Below are 15,894 nucleotides of genomic sequence, written 5' to 3'. Positions count from 1 at the left end.
AAGCCGCTCGTCCCGGGCGGGGCATTCCGGCTCGCGAAAGGGGGACTCTCGCTCACGGTTGCGGGTCAGCGCCGGCTTCGAACCGGCTTCCCCCCGCGCGGGACGTATGCAGTTGTGTGCCCGGCGCACCGGGTGCCGACACCGTACCGCCCGGGCGCGCGACGACGCCAGAGCAGCTGCCGGCACCCGGTGCGCCGCTGGTCACACCACTTAGAAGCGGCGGTTCAGGGAGCGGCGATGCTCGGCGGGGCGCCGGCGCCGAAGGACCAGCCCTCAACACTGCCCGGCGCGGGGTTGTAGCCGGTCGCCCCCGACGTGCTGTAGGACCAGGAGCCGCCGCTGGACGCATGCCAGTACGACCAGTACGCCGTGGCCGGCGGGGTGTTGACGCACGGCTCCGTCGCGGCGGTGGGCTTGCCGTTGATCCGGCAGACGAAGGCCAGGCCCCAGCGGGCGGTGCCGGTGACTGTGAAGCCGGCGGCCTGGAGCGCGGCCAGGCCGGTGGCCGGATCGCCCGGCGCACAGGCGACCTGGACGCCGCCGCCGAGCGCGGCGAAGTCGACGACCACAGTGACTCCCGAGGTGCCGGTGCAGGCGGCGGCGTGCGCCGCCCGGGGCGCGGGTTCGACTGCGGTCAGCGCGACGCCGGCGACGACGGCGGCCAGCAGGCCGGCCAGCCAGGTGCGGACTGTGGAACGGTGACGGAACACGGATCCTCCTATGATCGGGTGCGCGGCGAAGGGGTTCACGGGCAGGCGAGTGCCGGTGCGCCGGGGTCGGCGCCGGCGGCGGACAGACGGGCGTACCCGATCCCGGTTAGACCGAGGACGGCCTGGGCGGTCGCCCGGGGTGCGGTGGCCGGGTCGAAGCCGCCGCCGTCGAAGTCGACAGCGCCCCGGTCGGCCGGCGCCCCGGCGCAGCCGACCTGGAGTCCGGCGAGGAATGCCCGGGCCCGCGCCCAGGCCGGCAGCCGGTGGCCGTCGCGCAGGGCCTGCGCGGCGAGGCCGGTGCTGTTGGCGTTCGGCGTGCCGCCCGCGTTGGCGAAGCCGCCGTCGGCGCGCTGAACGGACACCAGCCAGCGCAGCCCGGCGGCGGCGTCGGCCGGACGGTCCGCGGCGCGCAGCGCCTGTGCCGCGAGCGCGGTGGCGTCCACGTCGGACGTGCAGACCGGTTGCGCGGGCAGCAGCGGGTAACCGCCGTCCGGGCACCGGGTGCCGGCGAGCCAGGCGGCCGCCGCCGGTGGCGCCCCGGCCGCCGTACGGTCCAGCGCCAGCAGCGCGAAGGATTGGCTGAACGCGTTGCTGTAGTCGCCGTACGCGGACCGGTCGCTGAACCTGCCGGCCGGCGTCTGGAGCGAGCGCAGCCGGGCGATCAGGTCCACCCCGCCGACGTCGGCCGGGTCGCCGCCGCGCACCTGCACGGCGAGGGCGAGCTTGGCGGTCGCACCCGCGTACGCCTCGGAGACGCCGTCGCCGAGGTAGCCGTCGCGGATGTCCGGCCGGGTGACCCAGGCCAGCGCGTCGGCGCCGTGGTCGTCGGCGACGCCGGTGGCGGCGAAGGCGAACACGGCGTCGAGGGTCAGCCCCTGGTCGGGGTACACGACACCGTCGAAGACCGCCTCGAAGCGTTCGCCGTCGACGAGTTGCCGGGCGAGCCAGCCGCCGGCGGCCTCCGGGCGGGTGAGGGCGGCGCGCTCGGGGGCGGCGACGGCGGGTGTGGTGAGGGTGAGAGCGGCGAGTACGCCGCAGAGGAGCGCGAGCAGGCGGTGCCGGCTTCGGCGGACGACCATCGGAAGCGCCTTTCCGGCCCGGCGGTCGTCGAAAGCCCGGACGACCGCGGCAACGCCGCGTCGACCGGGACTCCGACCCGTGGGCCACGACGGGTGGGGAGCGGATACACGCGTACGACGGGTATTCGGGCTCGCCGCCGCAGATCTCTCTGGGCGGCCTACCGTTGCGGGCCAGCGCCGGATTTCGACCGGTCTTCCCCCGCACGTACACGCGGTGGTTCAGTTGTCGCGACAGTCTGCTGTGGCCGGAGCGCCGATGTCAATGCGCCAGGAACCGGACACGTGCCGTGACGGCCGGCAGGACGCCCGGTGAAGACCGGGCGTCCTCGACCGCGTGGTCACTGTCAGCGGGGCCGGGAGCCGGTCATCGGCGGAACGGTCCGGTGACGCAGTAGGTGATGCCGCCGGAGGACGAGCCGGTCGTGCCGCGTTGCGACGAGAAGTACAGCCGGTCCCCCGCCGGGGTGAACGCCGGCCCGGTGATCTCCGAACCGCTCTGTCCGGTGATCCGCAGGAAGACCGAGATCTTGTCGTCGGGCGTGATCATGCAGATCTCCATGTTCCCGCCGTCCTCCGCGACGTACAGGTCACCGGCAGTGGACCCGGTGATGTTGTCGACCCCGGTCAGCGGAGGGGTGCCCGGACTGACCAGGTTGTCGTCGTAGGCGAGCTCGTACGTGCCGGCGGCCAGGTTGACCTGCCACACGCGGTTGTCGCCCTTCGTGGTGAACCAGACGGTGTCATCCGCGTAGTGACAGCCCTCGCCGCCGTTGAACGTCTTCGCGCCGGACACCTGCTGCCGGGTCGGGGTGGGCGAGCCGTCCGGGTCGGGCACCGTGGCCCAGGTGAACGTGCCGGAGGTCGCCGTACCGGCGCGGAAGACCTGGAGGGTTCCGGCGGAGAGGTCGCCCCAGGTGGTCGGCACGAACCGGTAGAACTTGCCGTCGGTCTCGTCCTCGGTCAGGTAGACGACCCGGCGGACCGGGTCGGCCGCGGCCGCCTCGTGCTTGAACCGGCCCAGCGCGGGACGCGCCACGGCGGTCCCGCCGAGGGGGTACGTCTCGAAGACCCGGCCCAGGGACACCTCCTCGCAGGAGAGCCAGGTGTTCCACGGTGTCTTGCCCCCGGCGCAGTTGTTGTTGGTTCCGGAGAGGATCCGCGACGCCCCGACCACGGTGCCGCTGGAGTCGAAGACGAGGCGTGAGGCACCGCCGCCCGCACCGGCTGACACCTCGGAGTTCGACACGTAGATCCAGCCGGTGCCGTTCGGGAACACGGCGCCACCGTCCGGAGCGTCGTGCCAGGTGTACGACGTCCCCGGCACCGTCCGACGGGATCGTGCGACGATCGAGCTGGTGAAGCCGGCCGGCAACTGGATGCCGTTGGCGTCGGCGGGCTGGAGCCCACCGTAGGGGCCCGCCGCGTTCTGCGCCGGGGCTCCGTACGCCGCCGACCACGCGGTGAACGGCAGCGCGACAGCGCCCGCACCGACGACAGTGGCCCGCAGCATTGCTCGACGATCCATGGAACCTCCTCGGTAGGTTCCCCAGATCTGACCGGGCGGAGCTTACGCACATCGATCTGTTGGATGAACGTCGATGGACGCCTCGGTGCGCGGCGTCGTGTCGGCCGTCTCGTCCGTCGCCTGCCGGTGACGGGAGCGACTCGCGGTCGGCCCCCGCCACCGTTCGCATGGCTGGTCAGCCCTTGCGCCACTTCTGGTTGGCCGTGCCCCCGCAGTCCCAGAGCTGGAGCCTCGCGCCGTCGTTGCCGTTCCAGTCCTTGATGTCGACGCACTTGCCGGCCTGGAGGTTGACCAGGTCTCCGGCCGCGTTCAGGGTGAACTGCTGGGCGCCGGTGCCGTTGCAGGTGTAGAGCTGCACCGCCGCCCCGTTCGCGGTGGACCCGGCGTCGACGTCCATGCACTTGTTGTTCTGGCTCTTGAGCGCCGTGCCGCTGAACGTCCACTTCTGCGCGTTGGTGTTGTTGCAGTTCCACATCTGCAACGGCGCGCGGTCGACGAAGTTGGAGCTCGGCACGTCGATGCACTTGTTGTTCCAGTTGCTGACCACTGGCACCCCGGTGGTCGGGGTGCCGCCGCCACCGCCGGTGAACGGGCTGAGGATCAGTCCGGCCGAACGGGGATCGCCGTCGTGCACCAGCGACTCGAATCCACCGACGTCGTCGAAGGCGAACGCGTACGCCCGGCCGTCGGTCATGTTGGCGTGGATCAGGCGTGCGTACTGGTTGGTGGGGTTGCTGCGGTAGAAGTCGGCGGCGTTCGTGCTGGGCTGGGTGTCGACGGTGCCGAGCGTGCCTCGGTTGAGGGCGGCGCAGAGCGTACGCGAGATCGGGCCGACCACCTGGTCGTTCGGCGCGGGCAGGTCGCCGTCACAGCCCCAGACGCTGGCCGAGGAGGGCCGGTTGAAGGAGGCGACGACCTGGCCGCTGCCGTTGGTGAAGGTCATGGTGTTGCCCGAGGTGCGGCCGTAGTACCGGATGGCCGGCTGGTCGGCGAAGGGCGCCACGGTCAGGGTCTTCGTGGTGTACGCGTTCCACGCGGAGGCGATGTACGAGTCCAGGTACGTGGTGCTGAGCAGGCCGGCCCCGGCCGCCTTGCCCGGAGCCAGGACGCGTAGCACGGTCCCGTCGGAGCGGGTGTGGACGGTGCCGGCCCAGCCCGGCTGCGCCCGGATCCCGTCGATCACCGCGTTGCGTCCGTTGGCCACCACGTCGCCGGTGCGCTTGGTGACGCCGTTGGCGCCGGTCACGGTGACCGCGTGCGGGATCGCGAACATGTCGACCTGGGAGCTGTTGAGCCACAGCCCGGAGTCGTTGTAGGTGAACTCGCTCCAGTCGAAGAGGATGTCGCGGTTCGCGTCACCGGCCGCCCAGGGCGCGGGCTGCACCAGTCCGTCCGGGGTGAGGAAGAACTTGAGCTTCTGCCCGAGGGAGAAGTAGGCCCGGCCGGAGAAGCCGCGGGGGAACTGGATCGTGGTGCTGCCGCCGTTGCCGGGGCCCGGGATGGAGACGTCCGGCGCGGGTGACGGCGGGAGCTGCCCGCCGGTCCACGGCACGAAGGTGCCGCCGGAGGTGACGTAGCCGAGCCGGCCGGAGGACAGCTGGACGCCGATGACGTAGAGGTGGACCGGGTCGCTGCGGCCGGTGGTGTTGGTGACGGTGACCGGCAGCAACGCCGGTCCGACCGCCTGGGCGGGCGTGGCGACGACAGCGCCGGTGAGCCCGGCGAGCAGGGCGGACGCGGCGGCGAGCAGCCTTCTTCGGAGACGCATGGGGACACCTCGCGGGAGACAGGGGGACGGGAGAGCGCTCTCTCAGCAGGGTCCAATTGTCAATATTGTTTGTCAATAGGTGGTTGCCTATGGACCAGGGCCACGGCGAAGGTCATCGGTTGATTAAGATCCACTACGGAACAGTCGACTGTGGATTGGGTAGGTAGGTACATGAAACGCATGCTTTCGGCGCTGACGGCGCTGGTGACCGTCGCGGCGGGCCTGACTGTCGGCGCCCCCGCCGCCCAGGCGGCCGGCTCCTGCTCGGGGACCATCACCTACAGCCAGGTGCAGTCGTCCGGGCTCGGTGAACTGGTGATCTACTACAACAGCAGCAACGGGGGCACCAACAGCGCCTGCTTCTACCACCGCGGCGCGGCGTACGGGAGGTCGGCGCCCACCTTCGTGCAGATCTACCGCTGCGCGGAGCGGTCGGGCGAGGGCGCGCACTGCACCCGGTCGGGCGGCGCGGACACCAATTCCGGTGACTTCAGCTATTACGCCGGCCCGGTCGCCGTCACCGGTACGGCGAACTACTGCGTCGAGGCGGTCGGCTACATCGGATGGGCCGGTGAGCGCCACCAGATCTACAGCCGCCGCCAGGGCTGCTGAACCCGCTCCCCTCCCCCGGACCGGGGCCGGCGCACGATGAGCGCCGGCTCCCCGGCCGGGCCGGGTCAGACGGCCAGCGCCCGGCGGCACCTGGTGAGTTCCGTGCGCAGATCCCGGCGCAGGGCCCGGTCCAGGCCGGGCTGGGCGAGCGCCTGGGCGAAGTCGCGGGCCGCCTCGTCCCACCGGCCCAGCCGGGCCAGGGCCGTACCCCGGTTGTAGCGCGGCACGGGGGCCTCCGACAGCGCCACCGCCCGGTCCAGGTCGGCGAGCGCGGCGGCCACGTCGCCGCGCTCGAACCGGGCGGCGGCCCGGTTCGTCCACGCCTCCACCAGTTCGGGGTCCCCGTTCAAGGCCCGGGTGAGCAGTTCGTCGGCCTCGGCGGGCCGGCCGCGCTCGGCGAGGACCAGGCCCAGGGTGCACAGCAGCGCGGGCTCCTGCGGAGCGCCGGCCAGCCCGGCCCGCGCACCCGCCTCGGCGGCATCCAGCGCGCCGCGCTCCACGCAGGTTGACCAGGGCGATCCGGGCGTCGAGGTGCCCCGGTTCGATGGCGAGCACCCGCTCCAGGTCGGCGCGCGCCCGCTCGGGGCGGCCCCGCTCCTGCTGGAGCACGGCCCGGTTGTAGTACGCCTCGGGCAGGTGCGGTCCCAGCCGGATGGCGGCGTCGTAGTCCCTGATCGCGGCTCGGGTCCGGCCCGCCGCCCGGTGGAGGGCGGCGCGGTCCACGTAGTACTCGCAGTTGTCGGGGTCGTGGGCGATCACGGTGTCCAGATCGGCCAGCGCCCGCGCCGGGTCGCCCAGCGCGAGGTGAACCTGCGCCCGGTTGTGGCGCAGCCGGGCCAGGTCCTGCGGGCGTTCGCCGGGGCCGAGCGCGGCCGTCAGCCGGGTCAGCCCGTCGTCGACGAGCCGCAGCGCGCGGTCGGGCCGGCCGGCCCGGCTGTCCAGCAGCGCCAGGCCCTGCTCGTAGAAGACCGTCGACAGCAGCCGCCGGCGTGGGTCGGCCAGTTCGGCGGCGAGGCGCAGCGCCACCTCCAGCCAGTGCCGGGCCAGCGCCGGGTCCTGGTCGGCCGCCGGCAGGTGCCGGGCGTGCAGCATGGCGGTGGCGTACGCCGCCGACATAGTGATCTTCGGGTCGTCGGTGACGGCCCGCGCCTCGTCGTAGAGGTCGAGCGCCTCGGCGGCCCGGTTCAGGGCCGCCAGGGCGGTGGCCAGGCCGGTGGTGAACGCCCACCAGTGCCGCAGGTCGCCGTCGGGGGTGACCGCCGCCCGCCCGCGCCGGGCGACCCGGGCCGCGTGGTGGTAGTAGCCGCGGGCCAGGCTGTCGCCCAGTGCCCGTCGCAGCGCCTGCGGGGTGCGCTCGCCGGGCGCCGGATCGGGGGCACCGTCGTCGCGCAGGTCGAGGCGCACCGGGGCCGGCCCGAGCCGGCGGGCCAGCGCGTCCAGCAGTTCGGCTGTCGTCTCGTCGGCGCCGGCGACGTGATCGAACCGGACGGTGACGGGCCGCCGGAGCGTGCCGGCCCAGGCCGCCACGAGTTCCGCCGCGCCGTAGGCCAGGCAGGCGGTACGGCGGGCGGGGTGGAAGCGGATCGGCTCCTCCTCGGCGGCCGGCCGGGCCGCCGGGTCGAGCTGGGGAGCGATCGCGTGCAGTTCGACCGCGTGCCGGGCCGCCAGGCGGGGCCGGTCGGCGGCGACCCGGCCGAGGAAGGCCGAGACCCCGGCGTACGGCCCGTGGTCGCGGTGGCAGTCGTAGCGCTCCGCCCCGTCCGTCACCGCAGGGCCCACCGCCGCAGGGGCGGGCGCCCGGGAGCGCCCGCCGGGGCGACAGTTACCAGCACCACTCGATCCACAGGCGGCGTGCGCCGGACACCAGGCGGAGTGCAGTCGTGCGACGGATGGTCATCGTCCTCATAGGAACCTCCGATGTGATGCACCTCAGGGCTGGCCCAGAGCGTAATGCCGGTCGATGGAAATAAGAAGGGTTCTCGCGATTCGCGGCGGGCTGCTCGCGCCGCCACGCCGAACGCCGCCGTCGCGGCGCCGGCCATTCCGCTGCCGAGCAGGCGTACGACGGTCAGCGCGACAGCATCCGGCGGACCCGGCGGCCCACCGCTTGCTTGACCTGGTCGCGCAGTGGCTGCGCGCGGCGTGCCGTGAGCTTCTGCTGCAGCGTCCGGTTCTCGTCCCGCAGCCATTGGATGCGCGTCAGCAGTTCCTCGGCCGTGTAGGCGGAGGCCGGCCGGACCGCCGGCGGGTAGACGGTTCGGCGGACCTGCTCGTCGAAGCGGGTGGCGCTGTCCCCGTCGGCGAACGACAGGCCGAGGTCGTGCTTGGCGAGGAACGCGGTGATCCGCGCGAAGCGCTCCTTGTGGCCCTCGTTCAGGGCCGTGTAGTCGGCTTCCTCGTAGAGTCGGGCGGCGTCGACGTCGGCCAGCACGTCGCGCATCAACCGGTGCGGGATGTCGAAGTAGCGGGCCAGTTCCAGGGTGCGCGAGTCGTGTGCGAGGAGATACCCGGGAGTGCCGGAGATCAGCGCCGTGATGGTGCCGTGGATCCGGGTGCCGAAGGCGAAGTCGAATCCGGAGAGATACTCCATCCAGGGCCACGGGTCCATGAACATCCGCACCTTGTCCTCGACGAAGAGCGGGTGTGAGGTGTGGATCGGCATGTCGTCGGTCTTGCCGCGCAACTTCGGTGCGTCGCCGTAGAGCAGGGTGCCGAGGGTGTACAGGCCCTGCGCCACGTAGCGCAGATTCGGGTAGCGCTGGTGGTGGTGCTGGACGATCGGGGCCAACGCGCGGACGTACGGCGAGATGACGAACGCGAGCCGATCCTCGGTGTCCAGGGTGGCCTTCGCCTTCTCGACCCGGAGGCTGTCGCCGTGCAGGAACATCGACGGACAGCCGATCTGCTCGACGGCGGAGAACCCCAGCGTACGCAGGTAGTTCTCGCTGATCTCGCCGCGTACGCCGATGCTGTGCGATCGGTCCAGCACCGCCCGGCAGAACGCCTTCACCGGCTCGTCGATCGGGCGCAGGTACTCCCGGTCGCCGTCCACGTCGGTCTGCGCCCCGACCCCGAGCACCACCACCGGGATCTTGAGCCGCTCGATCAGCCGGGTCATCGACGTCAACCGGTTCACGTAGTCGTGGCGGAACGCGTTCGCCAGCGGGATCACGAAGACGTCGTACTTCTCGTTGATCTCGTCGGCATCGCGCGGGTCCGTCCGGAACCGCGACGGGGTGATCTCCGCCGTCGAGGTGGACAGCAGCTTGTGCGCGGCGTGGCTGAAGACCAGGTTGCCGCTGTTCTTGCCGATCCAGTCCCGCTCGTAGGTCTCCTCGGCGGTGACGACGTCGAACGGGCCCTTGCGGGCTCGCAGCAGGATCCGCTGGTGCATCCGGGGTGTCCACCCTTCGTCCCGGACGCCACGGCGCCCGGCGAGGCCGAAGCGGCGCGACCGGCCGGGCACGGCCCCGTTCCGTGCAGGAACCGAAATCCTACGCCCTGACACGGAGAGGTGCCGTCAGACCTACACCGGGTCGGGTCAGGCGGCGTGGACCGCTGTGGTGTCCGCTGCGGGCCGGCCGTAGCGGCGACGCAGTCGGGCCTCGGCGCGGGGGTTGCGATTGGCGAGGTTCAGGTCGCCGCCGTAGTGCGCCAGAACCCGTGGGTTCATCACCCGGTACCACAGCGGCGGAACGAGAGCGAGCAACACCATCGAGGCGTAGCCTCCGGGCAGTCGCGGCGAGACGTCGAAGCTGCGCAGCGTCTGGTAGCGGCGCAGCGGGTTGGCGTGGTGGTCACTGTGGCGTTGCAGTTGAAAGAGGAACACGTTGGTGACGACGCGGTCGCTGTTCCAGCTGTGCCGTGGGTCGACCTTCTCGAAGCGGCCGGTGGCGGTGCGCCGGCGGCACAATCCGTAGTGCTCGAGGTAGTTGACCGCTTCCAGCAGCGAGAAGCCGACGATCGCCTGCAGGAACAGGAAGGGCACGAGCCGCCAGCCGAACACAGCGATCAGCAGGGCGAAGAGCACGACGGTCATGAGCCCGGCGTTGAGCAGGTTGTTACGCAGCGTCCACGGGCTCTTGTGCCGCAGCCGGAAGCGGCCGATCTCCAGCCGCCACGCCGAGATGAGGCTGCCCCAGACCGTACGCGGCCAGAACGAGTAGAAGCTCTCCCCCAGCCTGGCGCTGGCCGGGTCCTCCGGTGTGGCGACACGGACATGGTGCCCGCGGTTGTGCTCGACGTAGAAGTGGCCGTACCCGGTGGGCGCGAGGGCGATCTTCGACAACCACCGCTCGACCGTTTCGCGCTTGTGGCCGAGCTCGTGTGCGGTGTTGATGGCCAGTCCGTTGACGATCCCGATGGTGGCGACCAGGCCGGCGGCGCCGGCGGCACCGAGGCCGCCACGCGTCCAGACCCACGCTCCGAGCAGCAGGGCGGCGTACTGCACCGGCAGGAACAGGAACGTGATCCAGCGGTAGTAGCGGACCTCCTGCAACCGCCGGGCGATGTCGTCGGGCGGGTTCTCTCCGTCGTCACCGAGCAGCACGTCGATGATCGGGATGAGTCCGAAGACCACCGCCGGGGTGAGCCACCAGGCAGCGGGTCCGGCGCCGGCCTGCCACAACGCGTACGCCAGAAACGGCAGCACCGGCACGAGGAGAGCCAGTGGCCACAGGTGCTTCTTGCCGTCACGCCAGCCGGCGGCTGGAGCATCGATCGAGGTCTGCATGTACCGCCTCCGGAGTGTCGAGCGCTGCGTCGACTGTCACACGGATAACCACGCTTGACAATATCCGGCTCTGCGTAAATTGAGTAGACACGCAAGGCATGTGTGTCTACTCGATAGACTCGACGCACCATGGCCGCCCCTCCGCCTTATCGCCACACCGCGCGCCGGCACCTGCGTGACACGGTCATCACGGCCGGCCGCGACCTGGCGATCGACCGCGGCTGGGACGCGGTACGAATGGCCGACGTGGCGGCCCGCGTGGGCGTGAGCAGGCAGACGCTCTACAACGAGTTCACCAACAAGGCCGGACTGGGCGAAGCCATCGCACACCGCGAGATCGACCGGTTCATGGACGGTGTGCGGGAGGCGTTGTCCGCCCACGGCGGCGACGTGCGAGCCGCCGTCCATGCCGCAGTCACGTTCGTGTTGACGCAGGCCGGCACCGACCCGCTGGTCAAAGCCGTCCTCAACAGTGCCCGGGGCACCGACGCCCTGCTCCCCTACCTGACCACCCGCGCCGACCTGGCCCTGGCCGCCGCCGTCACGGTGCTGAGGGAGTGGGCGGACACGCACCTGCCCCGGGTGCCTCCCGATGAAGTCGCCGTCGGCGCCGAATCCCTCGCGCGACTGGTCGTCAGCCACATCGTGCTGCCGACCGCGCCCGTCGACAACACCGCCGACACCCTCGCCGAACTGGCACAACGCTTCCTGGACCCGCCGCGCGCGTGAACGAGCGCATCAGCTGGGATGCGGGCGTCGGCCGGGTGCGTACAGCGGCGGACGACCGGACGTGCCCGAGGGCCTCCTCGGCCGGGTCCGGCCGCCACGGCGGGGCGGGGCGGGGCGGCGGTCGCCACCCCGCCCGGACGCGACTCGCCCCCTTCAGGTCACCGGGCCCGCCGGTCGATCGGCGCCGAAGTACTCGGGCCGGCTCACCCAGGCCTCACTGACGAACATGACGCCGGGCCGGTGGGCCAGGATGTCGCGCAGGCCGACGACGACAGGCTCGGCCCGCTCGAGCGGCAGCACGGCGATCACCATGACGAGTCCGGCCCGGTCGTTGAAGAGCAGCCGGCCCTCGTGGGTGCCGTGGTGGCCGAAGCCGGAGACCCCGCTGAGGCTGGTCCAACCGCTCACGCCGGAGGCGTGCAGCAGCGTCCGGACGGCGTCGACGTCGTCGGCGCGGGTCACGACCTCCACCTTGACCATGCGCGTCAGTCCGAGCTCGTTCATACGCTGTACTCCTTCTCTGGGCCGAGGGCCGGGAGCGGCGTGGTGCGCCGGGATCCGCCCGGGTCACTCCATTCGCCGGTACGGGGGTCGATGACGGTCAGGGACATCCAGCCGCCGTCGATCAGCTGGCGCAGGGCCGGGTTGCGGCCGAGCACGGTGTCGACGAGGTGGTGCGGGGCGTGGACCACGGCGAGCAGCCGCAGCGGGTCGTGCGCCGGCCGTGTCCCGTCGTCGACGGACTGCAGCGGCAGCCCGGCACGCAGGTCGCCACCGGATCCGGAGAGGACGCCGAGCGCGTCGCCGAGGACGGTGTGCACGGTCTTGGTGCCGGCACCGAGGCGGTGCGGATCCACCGTGGAGAAGTAGTACTGGAGGTTGATCCAGGACGCCACGACGAGCGGGCCCGTCATGATCGTCTCCAGCGCGACCGCGTCCGGATCCGCGGTCCAGTCGTAGGAGTGCAGGAACGTGCGGCAGCCGAGATCGCGCCCGGCGCTCAGCTCGCGCGGCGCGGCGATGAACGCGGCGTTGCCGGCCAGCGCCCACTCCGGCCGCACCTGGGCCCAGTCCGAGGCGCGGCCGGGCAGGTGGCGGGAGCCCGGCCGGCCGGGCAGCCGGGTGGCCCGTTCCGCGCGCAGACCCGCTCCCGCCTCGGCGAGCCGGCGCGTCAGGTCGTCGACGTGCGGGCGCAGCCGGACGGGGACGGTGTCGACATCGAACAGGCGCACCTCGTCGGTGACGGTGTCGTGCTCGCCGGCCAGGACGTGGGTGTCGGCGGGCAGGTGGATCCCCCGGGCGACCAGCGCCTCGCGGATCTCGGGCCGGTTGAGCAGCGCGGCGACCAGCCGGGCGCTGACCCCGCCCCGGTTGCCGCCGCAGGCGCCGCAGTCGAGCGCGGCCGCGTAGGGGTTGTTGGTGCTGGTGGCCCCGTGCCCGCAGAGCAGCACCAGCGGGGCGAAGCCGGTCGTCAGCCCGACGGTGCGCAGCGTCGCCTCCGCGTAGTAGACCTGCTCGTCGAGGGTCAGGGCGGCGGCGAGGTCGGCCACCGTCGGCGCGGTGTCGTCGGCGGGTGGCGCGAACCGGCCCGGCGCCACGGCGCGCACCGCCAGGGCGGCGGTGGCGAGCACGCCGGCGACCTCCACGAAGGCGAACGCGCCGACCGGGTCGGCCTTGGCCGAGGCGAACGCCCGGCGCCACGCCTGCCGGGCCCGCCGGCGGCGTACCCGCGTGGCGTCGGCGGTCTCCCCGACGGTGGCCACCGGTCGCATGAGCACCGGGCAGCGGTCCCGGCCCCGGGCGGCATCGGCCGCCACGGTGCGCACGGGTAGGCCGAAGAAGCCGGCGAAGCCGTAGGTGTCCACCGGCCCGGCCGCCTCCAGGTGCCGGCGCAGGCCCTCGCTGCGCACGTCGATGCAGAACACCGCCTGGGCGAGCGGGGTGACGCGGGCGGCGCGGCGTGGGCGCGGCCGCGCCCCGTGGTCCAGCCGGTTCCGCAACCGACGCCGGTATGCGTGCTCCGCGGCGGCGAGCCACACCTCGGCCTGCCGCGCCGGGGACAGCTCGGCCACCACGTCGCGCACCACCGCCACCGTCTCCTCGGGCAGCAGCGCCAGGGCCGGCGCGTCGACGCCGAGCGCCGCGACCAGCCGGGCGAGAGCCGCCGGCTCGTCCGTCCCCGGCGCACCGGCGGCCGGTACGGTCCCCGCCGTCCCGGCGGTGGGCGTCGACACGGCGGTCGGCGTCGCGGCGGTGGGGGTCGTCGCGGCGGTCACCGCTTGGAGCGTCGGCGGGACGCCGAGGTGGCGGTGGGTGGCGGTGCCGGCCAGCGCCAGCTCGTAGCTGAGCCGGACCGCGAGCAGGTCCAGCGGGGTCAGGTCCGGTCGCTCACCGGGACGCGTCTGAGACCAGCGGGCGTAGCCGGCCCAGCCCGGCAACCGGAGCAGGGACCGGGTGAGATACGCCGGCCAGGCCGCCGGCGCCACGCCGAGGGCGCGCAGGAGCAGGGCGACTGCCCGCTCGGGCTCGGCGGGCAGCGCGGCGACGAGTGCCCGCAGGCCGCTGACGCCCGCGCGGTCGACGCCGGCCACCCGCCGCCAGCGCGCCCAGCAGCTCTCGTCGGCCGGGCCGGGAACCGGCCAGCGGGCGGCCGGACGGCCGCAGTGCGCCGCGCACCAGCCGGCCACCAGCTCGTCGACGTCGGCGCCGATCCGGGTACCCAGGACCCGGTCGAGCAACTCGGCCAGGGTGAGCGGGTCCGGGTCGGCCTCGACGGCGGGCCGGGTCACCGCGAGCCGGCGCCGCGCCACGGCGAGCAGGTCGGGTGGCGGGGGCGGTCCGTCGTGCACCTGGTGGGCCAGTGCAGCGACCTGGAGGTCCGCGGCCGTGATCGACCGTCCGCCGAGCGTGACCGGCGCCGAGGCCGCCGGGGGGAGCACCGCGGTCAGGTCGGCCGGCTCGATCTCGCCGTCGCGCAGCCGCCGCCGGTACTCGTCGGCCGGCAGGTGGGTCCGCGCGCCGCCGAGCGCCCGCAGCTCGGCAGTGGCCCGCGCGAACGGCACCCGCTCCCGGCCGGCGAGCGGGTTGACCGCCACGAACGTGTCCAGCGGCCAGACCGCGGCGACGTGGTCACCGGCAGCGGCCAGCGCGGCGACGACCCGGGCGGCGTCCGACCGGTCGGACGCGTCGCGGCGGCGTACGGCGGTCACGGCCCAGGCGGCCGGCTCCCCCGCCGCCACGCCGGCGGAGCGGCGCCACCACGCGCCGGCGCCGTCACGCCAGGCCCACCACCACAGCGCGGCGCCGTGCCGGCGCACCAGGAACGCGCCGGCGACGGCCACCAGGGCCAGCGTGACCGCCGCGACGCCCACCCCGGCGTCCGTCACCGAGGTCGGCAGCCCCAGCCACCGGGCGACGGCCCGACCGGCGACCAGGTAGCCGCCGGCCAGCGCGCCCGCCGCGAGGGTGATCGCGACGGCGGTCCGCGCCGGCACCTCGCGGTCCGCGAGCGCCGACCGCACCGCGGTCAGCGCGGCCGCACCGGCCAGGACGGCGCTGAGCAGGCCGCTCGGGCTGGCGCCGAGCGACAGCTCGGTGAGCGCCACGGCGGCGAGCACCGCCGCGCCGGCCAGCGCCACGGTCCGGGTCCGGGGCGGGCCGACCGGGCGGGGCGCGGCCGCGGTCCGCGCCTGGGCCTGGAGCGCGCCGCCGGCGGACAGGAACGCGTACGCCTTGTAGACCGCGTGCCCGACCAGGTGCACGGCGGCCAGGCCGAACGCGCCGAGCCCGCACTGGGCGAGCATGAAGCCCATCTGCGCGACAGTGGACCGGGCGAGGGTGCCCTTGACGTCGGTGCGCACCGCGGCGAACACCGTCCCGGACACCGCGGTCACGAGGCCGGTCAGCACCATCGCCGGCATCACGCCGGGTGTGGCGACCACCACCGGCGCCAGTGTGATCATCAGGAAGCCGGCGACGTTGACCATGCCTGCGTGCAGGAAGGCGGAGACCGGGGTCGGGGCGTCCAGGGTGTACGGCAGCCAGCGGTGCGCCGGCACCTGGGCCGATCGCACCGCGCCGGCCACCAGCAGCAGCCCGCCGGCGGCGGCCAGGAGCCAGCCGGGCCGGTCGCCGGCGGCCGCCCGGACCGCGTCCAGGTCGGCGTCGCCCGTCGGCGCGACCAGCAGCGCCAGGCCGGCGACCAGGGCCACGTCGCCGACGAGGAACACCGCCCGGGTACGGCGCACCGCCGCCCGTACCCGGGGCTGCTCCCGGTAGTAGCCGATGAGCCCGATGAGCAGGTGCCCGGCCGCGATCCAGCCGACGGCCAGTTGCACGAGGCTGGGCGCGGTGGTCATCACCAGGGTCGCCGTGGTGGCCGCCGCGATCCGGGCCTGCAGGGCGCGGGCGCCCGGCTCGCCGTCGAGATAGCGGCGCGCGTAGCCGGCGACGACGGCGGCCAGCCCGCAGACGAGGAGCGCGAACAGCGCGGTGAACCGGTCGAGCCGGATCCCCACGGAGAACGCCGGCCCGGGTGGGTCGAGCCGGAGCAGGAGCGCCGGGACCACCGGGTCGTACGCGACCCGGGCCAGCAGCGCGGCGGCCGCGGCGGCGGTGAGAGCGAGCAGCGCCCCCACCACCCGGGCGGCTCGACGGGGATCGGGTACCGCCAGCGCGCACAGCGCCGCCGATGCGGGCCCGGCCAGGACTCCCAGAACCAGTGCGACGGACATCGTCAC

The 15,894-nt window shown here is 73.6% G+C and carries 12 protein-coding genes and 2 riboswitches; of the genes, 3 read left to right on the top strand and 9 right to left on the bottom strand.

Annotated features, from left to right (window positions below; genetic code table 11):
• Nucleotides 1-19 precede the first annotated feature (19 nt).
• Nucleotides 20-93, bottom strand: a riboswitch (cobalamin riboswitch).
• A gap of 131 nt (nt 94-224) precedes the next feature.
• The 4 genes from FB455_RS15345 to FB455_RS15330 form a co-directional block, all read right to left on the bottom strand.
• Nucleotides 225-710, bottom strand: coding sequence for a hypothetical protein (locus FB455_RS15345; protein WP_091331676.1), 486 nt, complete (start codon nt 708-710; stop codon nt 225-227).
• Between the two features lie 35 nt (nt 711-745).
• Nucleotides 746-1,789: a peptidase gene (locus FB455_RS15340; protein ID WP_145753782.1), complete on the bottom strand. Its 1,044-nt coding sequence runs from the start codon at nt 1,787-1,789 to the stop codon at nt 746-748.
• A gap of 99 nt (nt 1,790-1,888) precedes the next feature.
• Nucleotides 1,889-2,024: riboswitch (cobalamin riboswitch) on the bottom strand.
• 129 nt (nt 2,025-2,153) lie between these two features.
• A complete protein-coding gene (locus FB455_RS15335; protein ID WP_013476266.1) occupies nt 2,154-3,314 on the bottom strand; it encodes an alkaline phosphatase PhoX in 1,161 nt (386 codons plus the stop codon).
• Nucleotides 3,315-3,489: 175 nt separating this feature from the next.
• Entirely contained in the window at nt 3,490-5,082 is a 1,593-nt protein-coding gene (locus FB455_RS15330) for a beta-1,3-glucanase family protein (protein ID WP_145753779.1), read from the bottom strand.
• A gap of 171 nt (nt 5,083-5,253) precedes the next feature.
• Between FB455_RS15330 and FB455_RS15325 the strand changes: the two genes are divergently transcribed.
• Nucleotides 5,254-5,694 carry a hypothetical protein gene (locus FB455_RS15325; protein ID WP_013287086.1) on the top strand — a complete coding sequence of 147 codons (441 nt, stop codon included), beginning with the start codon at nt 5,254-5,256 and terminating at the stop codon, nt 5,692-5,694.
• 65 nt (nt 5,695-5,759) lie between these two features.
• Here FB455_RS15325 and FB455_RS34555 read toward each other — a convergent pair whose 3' ends face one another.
• Nucleotides 5,760-6,194, bottom strand: a complete 435-nt coding sequence (locus FB455_RS34555) for a tetratricopeptide repeat protein (protein ID WP_222434135.1) — start codon at nt 6,192-6,194, stop codon at nt 5,760-5,762.
• A 247-nt stretch (nt 6,195-6,441) separates the two neighbouring features.
• Here FB455_RS34555 and FB455_RS34785 point away from each other — a divergent pair, with 247 nt between their 5' ends.
• On the top strand, nt 6,442-7,602 hold the full coding sequence (locus FB455_RS34785; protein WP_486481537.1) for a hypothetical protein: 1,161 nt from the start codon (nt 6,442-6,444) through the stop codon (nt 7,600-7,602).
• A 160-nt stretch (nt 7,603-7,762) separates the two neighbouring features.
• Here FB455_RS34785 and FB455_RS15315 read toward each other — a convergent pair whose 3' ends face one another.
• Nucleotides 7,763-9,088 carry a polysaccharide pyruvyl transferase family protein gene (locus FB455_RS15315; RefSeq protein WP_013287087.1) on the bottom strand — a complete coding sequence of 442 codons (1,326 nt, stop codon included), beginning with the start codon at nt 9,086-9,088 and terminating at the stop codon, nt 7,763-7,765.
• Nucleotides 9,089-9,235: 147 nt separating this feature from the next.
• Nucleotides 9,236-10,426, bottom strand: a complete 1,191-nt coding sequence (locus tag FB455_RS15310) for an alkane 1-monooxygenase (protein ID WP_013287088.1) — start codon at nt 10,424-10,426, stop codon at nt 9,236-9,238.
• A 129-nt stretch (nt 10,427-10,555) separates the two neighbouring features.
• Between FB455_RS15310 and FB455_RS15305 the strand changes: the two genes are divergently transcribed.
• The gene (locus FB455_RS15305; RefSeq protein ID WP_013287089.1) at nt 10,556-11,155 is read left to right on the top strand and encodes a TetR/AcrR family transcriptional regulator; all 600 of its coding nucleotides are present in this window, start codon (nt 10,556-10,558) and stop codon (nt 11,153-11,155) included.
• A 153-nt stretch (nt 11,156-11,308) separates the two neighbouring features.
• Here FB455_RS15305 and FB455_RS15300 read toward each other — a convergent pair whose 3' ends face one another.
• Nucleotides 11,309-11,659 (bottom strand): DUF190 domain-containing protein, encoded by a 351-nt coding sequence (locus tag FB455_RS15300; RefSeq protein WP_030268168.1) that lies wholly within the window; start codon nt 11,657-11,659, stop codon nt 11,309-11,311.
• Nucleotides 11,656-15,888 carry a putative inorganic carbon transporter subunit DabA gene (locus tag FB455_RS15295; protein ID WP_145753776.1) on the bottom strand — a complete coding sequence of 1,411 codons (4,233 nt, stop codon included), beginning with the start codon at nt 15,886-15,888 and terminating at the stop codon, nt 11,656-11,658. Before FB455_RS15295 ends, FB455_RS15300 begins: the two co-directional genes overlap by 4 nt.
• Between the last annotated feature and the right edge of the window lie 6 nt (nt 15,889-15,894).

The organism is Micromonospora sp. CNZ296 (assembly GCF_007827635.1).
This window is presented reverse-complemented; position numbering and strand designations above follow the sequence as displayed.

What these genes read in the sequence shown, in the direction of transcription:
- FB455_RS15325 (WP_013287086.1), top strand. Translation starts at nt 5,254, where the DNA reads ATGAAACGCATGCTTTCGGCGCTGACGGCGCTGGTGACCGTCGCGGCG.
- FB455_RS15310 (WP_013287088.1), bottom strand. Translation starts at nt 10,426, where the DNA reads ATGCAGACCTCGATCGATGCTCCAGCCGCCGGCTGGCGTGACGGCAAG.
- FB455_RS15300 (WP_030268168.1), bottom strand. Translation starts at nt 11,659, where the DNA reads ATGAACGAGCTCGGACTGACGCGCATGGTCAAGGTGGAGGTCGTGACC.
- FB455_RS15330 (WP_145753779.1), bottom strand. Translation starts at nt 5,082, where the DNA reads ATGCGTCTCCGAAGAAGGCTGCTCGCCGCCGCGTCCGCCCTGCTCGCC.
- FB455_RS15295 (WP_145753776.1), bottom strand. Translation starts at nt 15,888, where the DNA reads ATGTCCGTCGCACTGGTTCTGGGAGTCCTGGCCGGGCCCGCATCGGCG.
- FB455_RS15340 (WP_145753782.1), bottom strand. Translation starts at nt 1,789, where the DNA reads ATGGTCGTCCGCCGAAGCCGGCACCGCCTGCTCGCGCTCCTCTGCGGC.
- FB455_RS15305 (WP_013287089.1), top strand. Translation starts at nt 10,556, where the DNA reads ATGGCCGCCCCTCCGCCTTATCGCCACACCGCGCGCCGGCACCTGCGT.
- FB455_RS15315 (WP_013287087.1), bottom strand. Translation starts at nt 9,088, where the DNA reads ATGCACCAGCGGATCCTGCTGCGAGCCCGCAAGGGCCCGTTCGACGTC.
- FB455_RS15335 (WP_013476266.1), bottom strand. Translation starts at nt 3,314, where the DNA reads ATGGATCGTCGAGCAATGCTGCGGGCCACTGTCGTCGGTGCGGGCGCT.